General features: G+C 74.0%; 7 protein-coding genes. 4 read left to right on the forward strand and 3 right to left on the reverse strand.

Annotated features, from left to right (window positions below; translation table 11 throughout):
• Positions 1-51: 51 nt before the first annotated feature.
• Genes ACFV6D_RS17015 through ACFV6D_RS17030 form a run of 4 tightly spaced genes read left to right on the forward strand, consistent with a single transcriptional unit; the run spans position 52 to position 13,703 of the window.
• Positions 52-9,294, forward strand: coding sequence for an amino acid adenylation domain-containing protein (locus ACFV6D_RS17015; protein WP_380560380.1), 9,243 nt, complete (start codon positions 52-54; stop codon positions 9,292-9,294).
• Positions 9,281-10,960 (forward strand): phytoene desaturase family protein, encoded by a 1,680-nt coding sequence (locus tag ACFV6D_RS17020; RefSeq protein ID WP_380560382.1) that lies wholly within the window; start codon positions 9,281-9,283, stop codon positions 10,958-10,960. Before ACFV6D_RS17015 ends, ACFV6D_RS17020 begins: the two co-directional genes overlap by 14 nt.
• On the forward strand, positions 10,957-12,651 hold the full coding sequence (locus ACFV6D_RS17025; protein ID WP_380487554.1) for a phytoene desaturase family protein: 1,695 nt from the start codon (positions 10,957-10,959) through the stop codon (positions 12,649-12,651). The genes ACFV6D_RS17020 and ACFV6D_RS17025 overlap by 4 nt, the downstream gene beginning before the upstream one ends.
• On the forward strand, positions 12,648-13,703 hold the full coding sequence (locus tag ACFV6D_RS17030) for a zinc-binding dehydrogenase (protein ID WP_380379203.1): 1,056 nt from the start codon (positions 12,648-12,650) through the stop codon (positions 13,701-13,703). Before ACFV6D_RS17025 ends, ACFV6D_RS17030 begins: the two co-directional genes overlap by 4 nt.
• Positions 13,704-13,767: 64 nt before the next feature.
• Here the strand turns inward: ACFV6D_RS17030 and ACFV6D_RS17035 are convergent, their stop codons facing one another.
• The 3 genes from ACFV6D_RS17035 to ACFV6D_RS17045 all read right to left on the reverse strand — a co-directional run bounded on the left by ACFV6D_RS17035 (position 13,768) and on the right by ACFV6D_RS17045 (position 17,204).
• Positions 13,768-15,153 carry a hypothetical protein gene (locus ACFV6D_RS17035; RefSeq protein WP_380560384.1) on the reverse strand — a complete coding sequence of 462 codons (1,386 nt, stop codon included), beginning with the start codon at positions 15,151-15,153 and terminating at the stop codon, positions 13,768-13,770.
• A gap of 150 nt (positions 15,154-15,303) precedes the next feature.
• Positions 15,304-16,542: a pyridoxal-phosphate dependent enzyme gene (locus ACFV6D_RS17040; protein WP_063346378.1), complete on the reverse strand. Its 1,239-nt coding sequence runs from the start codon at positions 16,540-16,542 to the stop codon at positions 15,304-15,306.
• A 107-nt stretch (positions 16,543-16,649) separates the two neighbouring features.
• Positions 16,650-17,204, reverse strand: coding sequence for a YceI family protein (locus ACFV6D_RS17045; protein WP_063346377.1), 555 nt, complete (start codon positions 17,202-17,204; stop codon positions 16,650-16,652).
• Positions 17,205-17,260: the final 56 nt, after the last annotated feature.

A 17,260-nucleotide genomic window follows, 5' to 3' on the forward strand; every position in this document is an offset into this window, starting at 1 on the left:
TCTTCCTCCGCCCGTGTCCGCGCCGCCACGCCATCACCCTCGGATTGGATCATGACCACCTCGCCCTTCGCCGTGCCCTGCGACCGGATCGCGATCACCGGCATCGGCTGCCGCCTGCCGGGACACGCCAACGACCACCGGACCTACTGGCGCAACCTCGTCGAGGGCCGGGACTGCCTCACCGCGACACCCGCCGACCGCTACGACACCGGCACGCTCGGCAGCCGCGACCGCTCCAAACCGGGCCGCCTGATCGGCGGCCGGGGCGGCTACATCGACGGGTTCGACACCTTCGACCCGGACTTCTTCGGCATCAGCCCGCGCGAGGCCGAGCACATGGACCCGCAGCAGCGCAAGCTCCTGGAGGTCAGCTGGGAGGCCCTGGAGGACGGCGGCCTGCGCCCCGGCGAGCTGGCCGGCCGCGACGTCGGCGTCTACATGGGGGCCTTCACCCTCGACTACAAGATCCTCCAGTTCGCCGACCTCGACTTCCGCACGCTCGCCGCGCACACCGCCACCGGCACCATGATGACGATGGTGTCCAACCGGATCTCGCACTGCTTCGACTTCCGCGGCCCCAGCGTCTCGATCGACACCGCCTGCAGCTCCTCCCTGGTCGCGGTGCACCTCGCCTGTCAGAGCCTGCTCCGCGGCGAGACCGAACTCGCCCTGGCGGGCGGCGCGTTGCTGCACATGGCGCCGCAGTACACGATCGCCGAGACCAAGGGCGGCTTCCTGTCCGCCGACGGCCGCTCACGCGCCTTCGACGCCTCCGCCGACGGCTACGTCCGGGCCGAGGGGGTCGGCGTGGTCGTCCTCAAGCGGCTGTCGGACGCGCTGCGCGACGGCGACCCGGTGCACGCCGTCATCCTCGGCAGCGGCGTCAACCAGGACGGGCGCACCAACGGCATCACCGTCCCCAGCGCGGACGCCCAGGTCACCCTGATCGAACGGGTCTGCGCCGAGGCCGGGGTGGTGCCCGGCAGCCTCCAGTACGTCGAGGCGCACGGCACCTCCACCCCGGTCGGCGACCCGATCGAGGCGGCCGCGCTCGGCCGGGTGCTGGGCGTCGGCCGCCGCCCGGGCGACCGCTGCTACGTCGGCTCGGTGAAGACCAACATCGGGCACACCGAGGCCGCCGCCGGCGTCGCCGGGCTGATCAAGACCGCCCTCGCCCTCAAGCACCGGCGGATCCCGCCGCACCTCAACCTGGAACGGCCCAACCCCGGCATCGACCTGGCCGCGCTGCCCTTCGACATCCCGACCGCCCCGGTCGACTGGCCCGAGCACGACGGGCCGGCCCGGGCCGGCGTCAACTCCTTCGGCTTCGGCGGCACCAACGCGCACGTCCTGCTGGAGGAGGCGCCGAGCGCCGGGCCCGCCGCCCCGGCCCCGCAGCCGGCCTGCACCGTGCTGCCGCTGAGCGCCAAGGACGCCGCCGGACTGCCCGAACTCGCCGCCGGAATCCGCCGGGAGCTCGCCGCCGGGGTGCCGCTCGCCGACCTCGGCCACACCCTGGCGCACCGGCGCCAGCACCTGCCCGAGCGGCTCGCGGTGGTCTACTCCACGCAGGACGACCTGGACGAGGCGCTGGCCGCCCACGAGCGCGGCGAGGCGCACCCCAGGGTGCTCCAGGGCCGCGCCCGGGAGCGCCAACAGCGCCGCCTCGCCTGGGTGTTCACCGGCATGGGCCCGCAGTGGTGGGGCATGGGCCGGGGCCTGTACGAGAACGAACCGGTCTACCGGGCGGCCGTCCAGGCCTGCGACCGGGAGATCCGCGAGCAGGCCGGCTGGTCCCTGCTCGACGAACTGCACCGCGACGAGGCCGACTCCCGGATGGCCGAGACCTGGCTCGCCCAGCCCGCCAACTTCGCCGTCCAGCTGGGCCTGTCCGCGCTCTGGCGCAGCCACGGCCTGCGCCCCGACGCGGTGGTCGGGCACAGCACCGGCGAGGTCGCCGCCTTCCACGAGGCCGGGGTGTACGACCTGGCCGACGCCGTCCGGGTGGTGCTCGCCCGCAGCCGCCTCCAGCAGCGGCTGTCCGGCACCGGCACCATGCTCGCCGTCGGCCTCCCGGAGGCCGAGGCGGAGCGCCGGATCCGCCCGTACCGCGCCCGGGTCTCGCTGGCGGCCGTCAACAGCCCCTCCACCGTGACCCTGGCCGGCGACACCGACGCGCTGCGCGAACTCGCCGAGGACCTGCGCGGCCAGGAGGTGTTCACCCGCTTCCTGGAGGTCGAAGTCCCGTACCACAGCGTGCGGATGGACCCGATCCGGGACGAGCTGACCGCCGCGCTCGCCGCGCTCAAGCCCAACGAGGCCCGGCTGCCGCTCTACCTCACCGCCCGCGAGGGCCTCGCCCGCGGCCCCGAACTCGACGCCGGGTACTGGTGGCACAACGTCCGCAACCCGGTGCGCTTCCGCGCCGCCGTCGAACGGATGGCCCAGGACGGGCACGGCCTGTTCCTGGAAATCGGCCCGCACCCGGTGCTCGGCCACGCGATCCGCGAGTGCGTCGACGGCGCGCACGCCCTGGCGTCCATCCGCCGGCACGCCGACGAGCCCGCCTGCTTCACCCGGTCGCTCGCCGAACTGCACACCCTGGGCGTCGAACCGGACTGGCGCGCACTGCACCCGGCCGGCCGGCCGGTGCCGCTGCCCGGCTACCCGTGGCGGCGCGACCGGTACTGGGTCGAGCCGAGCGCCGTCCGGCAGGTGCGGCTCGGCGAGGTCGACCACCCGCTGCTCGGCCGCCGCACCGCGAGCGCCCAACCCGCCTGGACCACCGCACTCGACCCCGAGCGGCTGCCCTACCTGGCCGACCACCGGATCGAGGGCCAGGTGGTCTTCCCGGCGGCCGGGTACCTGGAGATGGCCGCCCAGGCCGTCCGCGCCCTCACCGGCGGCACCGAGGTGGTGCTCGCCGAGATCGAGCTGAACCGGGCCCTGTTCCTCTCCGACACCGAGCCCACCCCCGTCCAGCTCGGCTACGCCCCGGAGGACGCCCGCTTCACCATCGCCTCCACCCCGGCCGGCGGCGAACCGGTGGTGCACGCCGGCGGCCGGGTCCGCACCGGCCAGCGCCGCGCCCACGGGCCGGCGCTGGACGCCGAGGCGATCCGCTCGCGCGGACAGCGCTTCGACGGCCCCGACTGCTACCGGCTCCTGGCCGCCCGCGGCTACGACTACGGGCCCGCCTTCCAGGCCGTCCAGGAGGTGTGGGCGAGCCCCGGCGAGGCACTGGCCCGGATCAGCCCGACCGACCGGCTCGGCCCCGAGGCGGCCGACCACCAGCTGCACCCGGTGCTGCTCGACGCCTGCTTCCAGACCCTGCTGGCCACCCGGCTGCTCACCCCCGAGGACGGCGGCGTGCGGCTGCCGGTGTCCATCGAGGAGGTCCGGCTCGACCAGGTCGGCGACCGGCCGATCTGGGCGCACGCCACCGTCACCCGCGAGGGCGGCGGCGAACTCGTCGGCGACCTCGCCCTGTACACCGAGGACGGCACCCCGGTCGGCCGGATCACCGGCTTCCGGGTCGCCGACGTCGCGCAGGCCCCCGCCTCGGTCGGCCTCGCCACCATCGACGGCTGGCTCACCGAACTCGCCTGGACGGACGCCCCGGCCGCGCCCGCCGACCAGGACCTCGGCGACCTGCTGCTGTTCGCCGACGCCGGCGGCCTCGCCGAACGCCTCGCCGCGCTGGCCGCCGAACGCGGCGCCCGCTGCCACCTGGTCCGGCCCGGCACCGGCTACCGGCCCGGCGACGGGCGCTCGACCGTCCGCCCGGACTCCGCCGAGGACCTCACCCGGCTCCTCACCGACCTCGGCCCCGGCTACCGCACCGTCGTCCAGCTGTGGAACCTCGACCAGCCCGCCCTCGACACCACCACGGCCGACCGGCTCGACCAGCTCGCCACCCTCGGCGGCTACGCGCTGATCGCCCTCGCCCAGGCCCTGCCCGCCGCCCTCCCGGACGCCCGGCTGCACATCGTCACCCGGGGCACCCAGGCCGCCGACCCCGCCGACCGGGTCGAGCCGCTCGGCGCACCCGCCTGGGGCATCGGACGGGTGCTCTGGCAGCAGGAACTCGTCGCCCAGCGCGGCACCCTGATCGACCTCGACCCCGCCGCCGACCCGCTCGACCAGGCCGAGGCGCTGCTCGCCGAACTCGCCTCCCGGGACGAGCAGGAGATCGCCCTGCGGGCCGGCCACCGCCGCACCAGCCGGCTCCGCCAGGCCGAGGGCCTCACCCGCCCGCTGCCGCCGGTCCTGCGCCCCGACGGCAGCTACCTGGTCACCGGCGCGTTCGGCGCGCTCGGCCGGCTGCTCTGCCGCACCCTGGTCCGGCGCGGCGCCCGGCGGCTGATCCTGGTCGGCCGCACCGCGCTGCCCGAGCGCGACCAGTGGTACCGGACCGACCCCGCCAGCCCGGCCGGGGAGCGGATCGCCTTCCTGCGCGAACTCCAGGCGCTCGGCGCCGAACCGCTGCTCGCCCCGGTCGACGTCACCGACGAGACCGCCCTCGCCGCCTGGCTCGCCGACTACCGGCAGCGCCAACGCCCGCCCATCCGCGGGGTGTTCCACCTCGCCGGGCAGGTCAAGGACGTGCTGGTGCCGCAGATGGACCGGGCCGCCTTCGACGCCGGATACGCCCCCAAGGTGGTCGGCGGCCACCTGCTGCACCGGCTGCTGCGCGACGAACCGCTCGACCACTTCGTGCTGTTCGCCTCCGTCGCCTCGCTGCTCACCACCGCCGGGCAGACCAACTACGCGGCCGGCAACGCCTTCCTGGACGCCCTCGCCCACCACCGCCGGGCCGCCGGCCTGCCCGCGCTCAGCCTCGACTGGGGCCCCTGGGCCACCGGCATGATCGAGGAACTGGGCCTGGTCGCCCACTACCGCGACGCCCGCGGCATGAGCTCGCTCCCGCCGGACGCCGGCACGGCCGTGCTGGAGCGCGTCCTCGGCCAGGACCGCGCCCAGCTGCTGGTCGCCACCGTGGTCGACTGGCCGACCTTCCTCGCCTGGTACCCCGCGCCGCCGCCGCTGGTCGCCGACCTGGCCGCCAGCGCCGCCGAGCAGGCCCCGGCCGAGACCGGCGGCTTCCTGGACGCCTACCGTACGGCGGATCCGCCGACCCGGCACCGGCTCGTCACCGAGCGGTTCACCGCCGCCGCCGCGGCCGTGCTGCGGATCGGCGCCGAGCGGATCGCCCCGGACACCAGACTCGGCGCGCACGGCCTGGACTCGCTGCTCGCGATGGAGCTGCGCGCCCGGGTGCACGGCGAACTGGGCGTCGCCCTGCCGGTGGTGGCGCTGCTCAGCAACGGCACCGTCGGCGACCTGGTCGACCTGCTCGTCGCCGGCCTGGCCGAGCGGCTCGACGCCGAGGGCGGCCCCGAGCAGGCCGAGGTCGAGCTGCACACCGACGAGGCCCGCTACCCGCTCACCCACAACCAGCAGGCGCTGTGGTTCCTGCGCCAGCTGCACCCGGACGGCTTCGCCTACAACATCGGCGGCGCGGTGGAGGTGCGCGCCGAGCTCGACCCCGAGCTGGTCTTCGCCGCCTTCCGCGCGCTGGTCGCCCGGCACCCCGGGCTGCGGGCCGCCTTCACCGCCGAGGAGGGCCGGCCGGTCCAGCGGATCCGCCCGGAGGCGGTGGCCGACACCGGACTGTTCGACGTCGAGGGCCGCCCCTGGGAGGAGATCCACGCGCTGATCGTCGCCGAGTACCGGCGGCCGTACGACCTCGCGAACGACCCGCTGGTCAGGCTGCGGCTGTTCCGGCGCGGACCGGACCGCTGGGTCCTGATGAAGGCCGTCCACCACATCGTCTCGGACGCGATCTCCACCTTCACCTTCATCGAGGAGCTGTTCGAGGTCTACGAGGCGCTGCGCCAGGGCCGCACCCCCGAACTCCCCGCCGTGGCCGCCCGCTACCTCGACTTCCTCAACCACCAGAACCGCTTCCTGGCCGGCCCCGACGCCCGGCGGATGCTCGACTACTGGCGCGGCCACCTGCCGGCCGAGATGCCCGCCCTCGCCCTGCCCACCGACCGGCCCCGGCCGGCCGTGCAGACCCACAACGGCGCCTCGGCGTTCTTCCGGCTCGACGCCGACCTGACCGCACGTGTCCACGAGCTGGCCCGCGCGCACCACGCCACCCCGTTCATGGTGCTGCTGAGCGCCTACTACCTGCTGCTGCACCGCTGGTCGGGCCAGCAGGACATCGTGGTCGGCAGCCCCGTCACCGGCCGCACCCAGGAGGAGTTCGCCTCCGTCTACGGCTACTTCGTCAACCCGCTGCCGCTGCATGTCAGCCTGGCCGGGGAGCCGACCGTGGCCGAGCTGCTGGCCCGGGTGCGGGAGAGCGTGCTCGGCGGCCTGGACAACCAGGAGTACCCGTTCCCGCTGCTGGTCGAGCAGTTGGGGCTCCAGCACGACCCCAGCCGCTCGGCGGTGTTCCAGGCGATGTTCATCCTGCTCACCCACAAGGTCGCCGTGGAGCGCTTCGGCTACCGCCTGGAGTACATCGAACTCCCCGAGGAAGAAGGGCAGTTCGACCTGACGCTGTCCGCCTACGAGGACCGCGCGGACGGCTGCTTCCACTGCGTGTTCAAGTACAACTCCGACCTCTTCGACGCCGCCACCGTCGAGCGGCTGGCCGCGCACTACCGCAACCTGCTGGACGCCATGACCAGCGCCGGCACCGACCGCCCGGTCGGCCGGCTGCGGATGCTCGACGAGGCCGAACGCCGCCGCATCCTCACCGGGTTCAGCGGCGCCGACCGGCGGGCCGACCACGACACCCCGGTGCCCGAACTCGTCGCCAAGGCCGCCGCCGAACACCCCGAGGCCGTCGCCGTCACCTCCCCCCGCCCGGACGGCGTCCGCCGCCTCACCTACGGCGAACTCGACCGGCGGGCCCAGCGGACGGCCCTGCGGCTGCGCGAACTGGGCGTCGGCGAAGGCTCGGTGGTCGCGGTCTGCCTGGACAAGTCACCCGAGCTGATCGTCGTCCTGCTGGCGATCTGGCGGGCCGGCGCCGCCTACCTGCCGCTCGACCCCGGCCACCCGGCCGACCGGCTCGCCTACCAGGTGACCGACGCCGGAGCCGCCCTCGTCGTGGTCGCCGAACGGAACCCGTTCGGCACCGAAGCGCCCGTCCGCCCCGTCACCCTGGACGAACTCGACCGGCCGGCCGCCGAGAGCGGCCCGCTGCCCGCCGCCGACCCGGACCGCCCCGCCTACGTCATCCACACCTCCGGCTCCACCGGCCGCCCGAAGGCCGTACGGGTCGACCACCGCAACCTCGCCGCCGTCACCGCGGGCTGGCGCGCCGAGTACCGCCTCGACACCGAGGCCCGGGTGCACCTCCAGATGGCCGGGACCGCCTTCGACGTGTTCTCCGGCGACCTCGCCCGGGCGCTGAGCACCGGCGGCACCCTCGTCCTGGTCGACCGCGACCTGCTGTTCGACACCGCCCGGCTGTACCGCACCATGCGCGAGGAGGCCGTCGACTGCGGCGAGTTCGTGCCCGCCGTCGCCCGCGGCCTGCTGGCCCACTGCGAACGCGAGGGCCTGCGGCTGGACTTCCTGCGGCTGCTGGTCGTCGGCTCCGACTCCTGGAAGGCCGCCGAGCACCGGAGGCTGCGCGCCCTGTGCGGGCCGGATACCCGGCTGGTCAACTCCTACGGCCTGACCGAGGCCACCATCGACACCAGCTACTACGAGGGCGGCGCGGACGCCCTGGAGCCCGGCCGGATGGTGCCGATCGGCCGGCCCTTCCCCAACAGCGCGCTGTACATCCTCGACCACTACGGCGAGCCGGTACCGCCCGGCGTGCCCGGCGAGCTGTGGATCGGCGGCGCCGGTGTCGCCGCCGGCTACCCGAACGACCCGGAGCAGACCACCCGGCGCTTCACCACCCTGGAGCTCGACGGCCCGCCCGTCCGGCTCTACCGCACCGGCGACCTCGGCCACTGGGACGCCCACGGCACCGCCCACCTGCTCGGGAGGATCGACAACCAGGTCAAGGTGCGCGGCCACCGGATCGAGATCGGCGAGATCGAGGCCCACCTCACCGCCCGCCCCGAACTCGCCCAGGCCTGCGTGACGGTCCGTCAGGACGCCACCGGCGAAGCCGTGCTGGCCGCCTACCTGGTCCCCGCCGAGGGGACCACCCTGGACCGCCGGGAACTGCGCCGCCACCTGGCCGAGCACCTGCCCACCGTGATGATCCCCTCCCACCTCACCGAACTGCCCGCCCTGCCGCTCACCCCCAACGGCAAGGTCGACCTGGCCGCCCTGCCCGAGCCCCGGATCGACACCGGCGACGCGCAGCACGAACCGCCCGTCACCCTCTACGAGATCCGCACCGCCGAGCACTGGAGCAACCTGCTCGGCGTGGCGGGGGTCGGCCTCCAGCACGACTTCTTCGAACTCGGCGGCAGCTCCATCCGGCTGATCGAGCTGATCCACCACCTGCAGACCGAGTTCAACATCAGCATCCCGGTCGGCCTGCTCTTCAAGGTCACCACCCTGCACGGGATGGCCCGCACGCTGGAGCAGATCATCACCGGCGAAGTCGCCGGCGGCCAGCCGTACCTCTGGTTCAACCCCGGGGCGCCCGAAGGGCGGACGGTGTTCTGCTTCCCGCCGGCCGGCGGCCACGGCCTGGTCTACCGCCAGCTCGCCGCCCACCTGCCCGACCACCGGCTCGCCGCCTTCAACTACCTCGCCGGCGACGACAAGACCGCCCGCTACGCCGACCTGGTCGAGGAGCTGGAGGAGTCGGGGCCGTACGTCCTGCTCGGCTACTCGCTCGGCGGCAACCTCGCCTTCGAGGTGGCCCGGGAGCTCGAACGCCGAGGCCGTACGGTCAGTTCCGTCCTGGTGGTGGACTCCTACCGGATCCCCGAGCCCTTCGAGCTCGGCGAGGAGCACCTGGCCGTCTTCGAGCGCGAACTCCACGAGCACCTGCACCGGCACACCGGCTCCCGGATCGTTGCCCAGGAGACCCTCGAACAGGCCCGGGACTACCTGGCGTTCTGCAGCCGAACCCCCAACCTGGGCGTCCTGAAGGCCCCGCTCAACGTCGTCTGCGAACGGGACCGGCTGGCGCTGCACGCGGGCGGCGAGCACGGCTCCTGGCACGGCGCCTCCAGCGCCGGCACCGCCGTCCACTCCGGCCACGGCAGCCACGCCGAGATGCTCGACGCCGAATTCGCCGCCCGCAACGCCGAACTGGCGGGCGCCATCCTGGCCGGAGGCACCGCCGATGGCCGGGCCTGAGCGCGGGCCGGACTGGTCGAGCCGGGAGCGGGCCCCCGGGGGCCCGCCCCGGGTCATCGTGATCGGCGCGGGCATCGGCGGGCTCTCCACCGGCTGCTACGCGCAGATGAGCGGGCTGGAGACCCGGATCTTCGAGAAGCACGTGCTGCCCGGCGGCTGCTGCACCGCGTGGTCCCGGCACGGCTACCTGTTCGACTACTGCATCGACTGGCTGATCGGCACCGCCGAGGGCACCGGCGCGAACCAGGTGTGGCGCGAACTCGGCGCCCTCGACGGCAAGTCGATCACCCGCTTCGACGTCTTCAACCGCGTCGTCGACGAACACGGCCGCGCCGTCACCTTCTACGGGGACCCGGACCGGCTGGAACAGCACCTGCTGGCCACCGCCCCCGGCGACGCCAAGCCGATCCGCGCCTTCTGCCGGGACCTGCGCCGCTTCGCCGCCATCGACCTGCCCTGGGACCTCACCCCGCCGCCGCTGCGCGGCCCGGCCGAGCGGCTGCGCACCCTGCGCACCGTGCTGCCCGCGTTCCGGCTCTTCTGGCGGACCGCGACGACCCCGATGAGCGGCTTCGCCGAGCGCTTCCAGGACCCTCTGCTGCGGCGGGCGCTGCCCAACATGTTCCTCCAGGAGCCGGCCGGCTTCCCGCTGCTGCCGTACCTGTACACCCTGGCCGCCGCGCACAACGGCAACGCGGGCTTCCCGCAGGGCGGTTCGCTCGGGCTGGCCCGCTCGGTGGAGGAGCGCTACACCTCGCTCGGCGGGGTGATCGGCTACCGCTGCCGGGTGGAGCGGATCCTGGTCGAGGGGGACCGCGCCGTCGGCGTCCAACTCCGGGACGGCTCCCGGCACTTCGCCGACCACGTGGTGGCCGCCTGCGACGGGCCGACGGTGCTCGACCGGCTGCTCGAAGGCCGCTGGTCCAGCCCCGCCACCGACCGGCTGTACGGCGAGCTGCTGGACAAGCCCGGCAACCTGTACCCGGCCGTGGTCTCGGCCTTCGTCGGCGTGGACGGCCCGCTGCCCGAGGGCGAACCGCACAGCACCACCTACCTGCTGCCCCCCGAGCAGGGCGCCCGGCTGCCCGGCTCGCTCCAGCGCAGCCTGGTCGTCCAGATGCGCTCGGACTACGCGGAGGGCTTCGCGCCGCCCGGCAAGTCGGTGCTGCACTGCACCTACTTCAGCGACTACCGCTCCTGGAAGGACCTGCGGGTCAGCGACCGCCGCGCCTACCGGGCGCGCAAGCAGGAAGTCGCCGCGTTCGTCCGGGAGTTCCTGGAGCGGACGTACCCCGGGCTCGGCCGCCGGATCGAACTCGTGGACGTCGCCTCCCCGGTGACCACCGAGCGGTTCACCGGCAACACCTACGGCAGCATCCTCGCCTGGCAGGCCTTCTCCGAGGCCGAGGACGCCGCCAACCGGCTGGTCAACCGGGACCGGATGCGGCTGCCCGGGCTGAGCGGCTTCTCGATGGCCGGCCAGTGGGCCGGCCTCGGCGGTCTGATCCGCGCCGCCACCAGCGGCCGGTACGCCGCGCAGTACCTCTGCCGGGAGCTCGGCCGGCCGTTCCGGGCCTGGCCCAGTGACAACCAGGAACCTTGGCACGCGGGCAAGTTGGGCAAACTGCCGCAACTCGACCGGGCCACCGTGGGAGTGCCGGAATGACCGGAACGAGTACCAGCAGGCAGACCATGGTGATCGTCGGGGGCGGGCTGGGCGGCCTGTCGACCGGCTGCTACGCGCAGATGAACGGCTACCGCACCACCGTCCTGGAGATGCACGAACTCCCCGGCGGCTGCTGCACGGCCTGGGACCGCGGCGAGTTCACCTTCGACTGCTGCGTGAGCTGGCTGCTCGGCAGCGGCCCCGGCAACGAGATGCACCAGATCTGGCTCGAACTCGGCGCGCTGCAGGGCAAGGTGATGCGCAACTTCGACGTCTTCAACGTGGTGCGCACCCGGGACGGCCGCGCCGTCTACTTCTACTCCGACCCCGACCGCCTCGAAGCGCACCTGCTCGACCTCGCCCCGGAGGACGCCCGTCGGATCCGGCAGTTCTGTGAAGGGCTGCGCAAGTTCCGCCGCGCCCTGGTCCGTTACCCCTTCCTCAAGCCGGTCGGACTGATGGGCCGGGCCGAACGCTGGCGGATGCTCGCCTCCTTCCTGCCGTACTTCAACGTCATCCGGCGCTCGATCACGGTGCTGATGAGCGACTACTCGGCGCGCTTCCGGAGCCCGCTGCTGCGCGAGGCGTTCAACTTCGTCCTCTACGAGCAGCACCCCAACTTCCCGGTGCTGCCCACCTACTTCCAACTCGCCTCGCACGCCGGGCAGTCGGCCGGGGTGCCGGAGGGCGGCTCGCTCGGGCTGGCCCGCTCGATCGAGCAGCGCTACCGGCGGCTCGGCGGCGAGATCAGCTACAACACCAAGGTGGCCGAGATCCTGGTCGAGCAGGACCGGGCCGTCGGGGTGCGGCTGAGTGACGGACGGGAGATCCGGGCGGACATCGTGGTCGCCGCCTGCGACGGACGCACCACCATGCTGGACCTGCTCAAGGGCCGCTACCTGAACGACACCTACCGCCGGCTGTACACCCGGACCATCACCGAGCCCGGCATGGTCTTCCCCGGCTACCTCACCGTCTTCCTGGGCCTGCGCCGCCCCTTCCCGGCCGGGGACCCGTGCACCACCTACCTGCTGGAGGACGAGGTCGCCGACCGGCTCACCGGCATCCGCCACCCCAGCATCAACGTCCAGTTCCGCAGCCGCCACTACCCCGAGCTGTCGCCCGCCGCGACGACCGTCGTCTACGCCAGCTACTTCTGCGACATCGCCCCCTGGCGGGAGTTGAGCACCGGCCCGGAGCAGGCGCCGCGGCTGCGGCGGGGCGAGGAACTGCACACCCTGCCGGTGGGGCGCGGCCGCGAGTACCAGCGCGAGAAGCGGCGGGTGCGGGACGCCATCGTGGAGTTCCTGGACGGGCACCACCCCGGTCTGCGGGACGCCGTCGCGGTCAAGGACGTGTCCACCCCGCTCACCCAGGTCCGCTACACCGGCAACTACGACGGCACGGTGCTCGGCTGGCAGCCGTTCGTGGAGAGCGGCGAGACGCTGGAGGAGGAGATCAAGCGCAACGGGCCCGGGCTGCCCGGCCTGGCGAACTTCTACCTCTCCGGCGTGTGGGCGACCACCGGGGGACTGATCCGGGCGGCCGCCGCCGGCCGGCACGTCGTCCAGTTCATCTGCCGCGACGACGGCCGGCCGTTCACCGCCGCCGTGGACGACAGCGCGCCGCCGCCCACCCTGGTCATCGAACCGGTCGGGCCCGCCGACCGGCGGTTTGGAGTCACCTCATGAGGGTCGAGAAGTGGGTCGTCCGCGAGCACGTGGACGGCGTGCCGGACGTCGAGCGGATGTACCGGAAGGTGGTCGAGGAGGTGGACGTCCGCCTCGCCGCGGACGAGATGCTGCTGCGGACCAGGTACGTCTCGGTCGACCCGTACCTCCAGGGGATCGCCCTGGACACCCCGATCGGCGACCACATGGGCGCGGACTCCATCATGGAGGTGGTGGAGGCCGGGCCGGACGCCGCCTTCGCCGTCGGTGACCTCGTGCAGGGCTTCGGCGGCTGGCGCAGCCACGTGATCAGCAACGGCGCCCCGGCGCTCTGGCAGACCGGCACCTTCCCGATGGTCTTCCCCGCCTACCGGCGGCTGGACCGGGGCGACTACGACGACGCCCTGCCGCTCTCCACCGCCCTCGGCGTCCTCGGCGGTCCGGGGATGACCGCCTGGGGCACGGTCGAGAAGTTCCTCAAGGTCCGGCCGGGGGACACCGTGCTGGTCAGCGGGGCGTCCGGGGCGGTCGGATCGGTGGTCGGACAGCTGGCCCGGCACCGGGGGGCCCGGGTCATCGGCACCACGGCCACCCCGGCCAAGGCCGCCCGGCTGCGTGAGCTGGGCTTCGACGCGGTCCTGCTCTACCGCGACGGCGACGACCCCGAGCGGCTGCGGGAGGAGATCGCCAAGCTCGCCCCGGCCGGCATCGACCGCTACTTCGACAGCCTCGGCGGGGCGCTCACCGACGCGGTCTTCTCCCAGCTCGCCGTGGACAGCCGGGTCGCGGTCTGCTGGCAGTGGGGCAGCCAGGTCGGCGGCGACTGGGCGGGCCCGCGACTGCTGCCGATGATCATGTTCCCGCGCACCACCATCCGCGGCATCTTCTCGCTGGAGTGGTTCACCGAGGAGAACTGGTCGGCGCTGCGGCAGGAACTGGGCGCCCTCGTCCGCAGCGGCGACCTCGGCTACCAGCAGACCGTCCACCGGGGCTTCGACAACATCCCGGCCGCCTACCGCAGCCTGTACGTGGACCGCTCCGCGAACCGGGGCAAGGTGCTCGTCGAACTCTGAGCCGGGCGGTCCGCGGGGCCGGCCGGGGCGGGCGGTTCGTGGGCCCGCCCCGGCCGGGCGCAGGTCAGTTCAGGGTGAACCAGGTGGAGCGGGACTTCTTCCACTCCGGCTGGGCGAGGTCCTTGGCGGCGGTGCCGTCGCCGTACAGGTCGGCGGAGCCGTCGTCGGTGATCAGCTGGGCCCGGGCGCCGGGGGCGTCCAGGTTCGGCACGTCCGGGACGGCCTCCCAGGCGCCGGCGTCGCTGGTCGGCAGGTCGACCAGCTTGACCGGCTGGGAGCCCGGCTGCCCGTTCCAGCGGTAGAGGGCGTACGGGGCGGAGTTGTCCTCGGCGGACCAGGAGCCGGCCACGATCAGGTACTGGCCGAGGTCGTTGCGGCGCAGGTCGCGGATGGAGAGCCCGCCGAGGTCCAGCTCGACCGGCTCGCCGAAGGTCGCGTGCGAGGCCGAACCGGACAGCAGCGACGGGAGGTTGGTGACGGGGACGAGCAGCGCGCGGCCGCCGGTGACCGCCGGGGTCAGCGGCGCGCGGAAGCCGATGTACGCGGTGGTGGTGCTGCCCGGGGCGAACTCCAGCCCCTCGACGTTGAATCCGTCGATCTGCTTGGGCGCCTGGCCGTCCGCCGCGCCCGCCGCGAAGCCGTAGCGGTCGCCGTGGGCGCCGTCCCAGGCGATCAGGTCGTCGCGCAGGCCGTGGTACGAACCGGTTAGCGACAGCTGGGTGTTGGCGCCCGAGCCGGTGACCTTCGTGGTGAACACGGTGTGCCGGTCCGGCTTGACCTTGCCGTCCTTGTTGTTGCCGAGCGAGCCCGTCCAGTAGATCGTGTCGCCGACCCGGGCCGCGGCCTCGATGTCGATCTCCTTGGAGACGCCGAGCGCGGAGCTGAAGTCCCAGGTGCGGACCGGCGCGCCGGAGGCGTTGCGGTCGTACAGCCGCAGCACGTTGGACTCGTCGTCGCCGACCAGGATGTAGCCGCCGCCCGCGTCCACCGCGGCGGAGGCGTCGCTGGAACCGGTCAGGTAGCGGCTGGCGGCCGGGAACTGGACGGCGGGGGAGGCCGCGTAGTGCAGGGTGCGGGTCGCGGTCTTGCCGCCCAGGCCGGTCACCTTGATGGTGAGGTCGGTGTAGCCGACGCCCTGCGCGGCGACCGCCAGGGTGCGGGTGCCGCCGGTGCCCGTCACCGCCACGTCGCCGGTCCGCGCGACGGCGCTGCGGGTGCTCGCCGAGGCGGCGACGGTCAGCGCCGAGGCCGCGGCCCCGCTCTGCGCCACCGCCACGGACACCGTCGGGTCGCCGGTGGCGCCGACCGCGCCGGACAGGTAGCCGGCCGAGAAGGTGATCGTCGGAGTGCCGTACGAGGCCGCGGAGGCCGGGACGACCGGCAGGGCGAGTACGGGCACCGCCGCGACGGCGACGGCCAGCGGCAGCAGACGGCGGGGGGAACGGAACACGGTGACAGCCCTTCGACGCACGGGGAGGAGCGGGGGCGGTGCGGATCCGGACCAGCCTGGGCGGCCGCGGCGAACGCCAACCCTACGCCGGAGAACCGGACGGCGAACAGCAGGCCTCCAACGGCGGGGGGGAGTTGGCGCGGAAGCCCGCTAGCCTCGGATTCCGGCCGTGTGCAGCCGGCGGCGGACCTCGTCCCACTCCGGGGCGACCGGCGCGGTCGACCGCGCGCCGACGCCCCGGTCCTTGAAACCGCTGGACGTCGACACGCACACCACCGGCCCCTCGGCCTCCCCGAGGCCCTCGACGCCGCCGAGGCTGCGCAGCCCCGCGAGCCCGGCCGCCGCGGACAGCTCCGTCCAGAGCCCGGAGCGGGCCAGTTCGGCCTGGGCGGCCGCGAGTTGGCCGTCGTCCAGGGTCAGCACCCGGCCGCCGCTCTCGCGGACCGCGACCACGCCCCGGTAACCGCCGACCGGGGAGGCGATCGAGTACGCCTCGCTCGGCCCCACCGTCACCCGGGCCGCCGGCAGGCCCTGGCGGACGGCCAGGGCGAGCGGCGCGCCGGACGCGGACTCGCAGGCGACGATGCGCGGCACCCGGTCGGCCAGGCCGAGCCGGTGCAGTTCGCTGAAGCCCTTCCAGACGCCGAAGAGCAGCTCCCCGTAGCCGGTGGGCACGAACACCGCGGCGGGCACGCCGATGTCCCGGAAGATCTCGTACGCCACCGTCTTGTAGCCCTCGGGGCCGTAGGCGTGGCCGGTGTGGGTGGTGGTGAGGTTGCTGACCGGGTGCAGGCCCAGCCGGTCCACGACCTGCCGCAGCAGCGGCCAGCGGGCCTCCCACGGCACCGGCAGCACGACGGCGCCGTAGGCGTTGAGGAACGCGTCGACGGCCGGCGGCAAGTCGGGCCCGGTGAACACCACGCAGCGCAGCCCGGCCCGGGCGGCGTAGGCGGCGGCGGACGCGCCGTGGTTGCCGGAGGAGGCCACCGCGATCCCGGGCGCGCCGACGCCCACGGCGGCGCTGGTGGTGCAGCGGTTCAGCCGGTCCTTGTGGCTCCAGGTCGGGTTGCGGGCCTCGTCCTTGACGTACACCCCGGGTTCGAGCTCGACCAGCGGCGTGCCGCCCTCGCCCAGGCCCGGCGCGAGCAGCGGCGGCAACAGGGGGGCCCACCGCTCCAGCCCGCCGCGCGGCGCCCCGGCGTCCGCCCCCGGGGCGAACAGGGCGGCCGCGTCGGCCTTGAGGTAGGCGTAGTCGACCTCGACGGGGTAGGACACGTCCTCGGTGCCGGTGCGGGGACAGCCCGCGGTGAGCGGGGGCCACAACGGGTAGTCGAGGGTGGGATCGCCGAGGGAGCGCTGGCCGGTTGCGAGGGAGCCGTCTGTCGCCATGTCAGGAGCCTAACCGGACCTGCGGCGCCCGGTCCGGCGGATTTCGGGGCCCGGTGGGCGGGGGATGGCGGGCGGGGGATGGCGGGCCTCAGGGGTTCCTGCGGCCGCTACTGGCCCTGCCGGACGGCCGAGACGTCGAACTCCAGGACGACCTTGTCGCCGACCAGGACGCCGCCGCTCTCCAGGGCCGCGTTCCAGGTCACCCCGAAGTCCTTGCGGCTGATCGTCACCGAACCCTCCAGGCCCACCCGCAGGTTGCCCTGGGGGTCGACGGCGTTGCCGGTGTACTCGACGTCGATGGTGACCGGGCGGGTGACGTCCTTGACGGTGAGGTCGCCCGTCACCCGGAACTCGCCGTCCCCGCGCGGCTCGATTGCCGTCGTGGCGAAGGCGATGGTCGGGAACTTCGGCACGTCCAGGAAGTCGTTGGTGCGCAGGTGCTGGTCGCGCTGCTCGACGCCGGTGTCGATGCTGTCGGTCCGGATCGTCACCCGGGCGGTGGAACGGCCCGGGTCGGCGCCGTCCAGGTGGGCGCTGCCCTCGAAGGCGGTGAAGGAGCCGCGGACCTTGGTCACCATGGCGTGGCGCGCCACGAAGCCGATCCGGGTGTGGGCGGGGTCGAGGACGTAGTCCCCGGTGAGATCGGACAGGGAGACGGTCATGGTCGGCTTACCTCCTGGGCCTGTGTGGGGCCTCTGCGGGGATCGGGGGTCGCCGA

Origin of the sequence: Kitasatospora sp. NPDC059812, assembly GCF_042732075.1 — a bacterium.
GTDB lineage: Bacteria > Actinomycetota > Actinomycetes > Streptomycetales > Streptomycetaceae > Kitasatospora.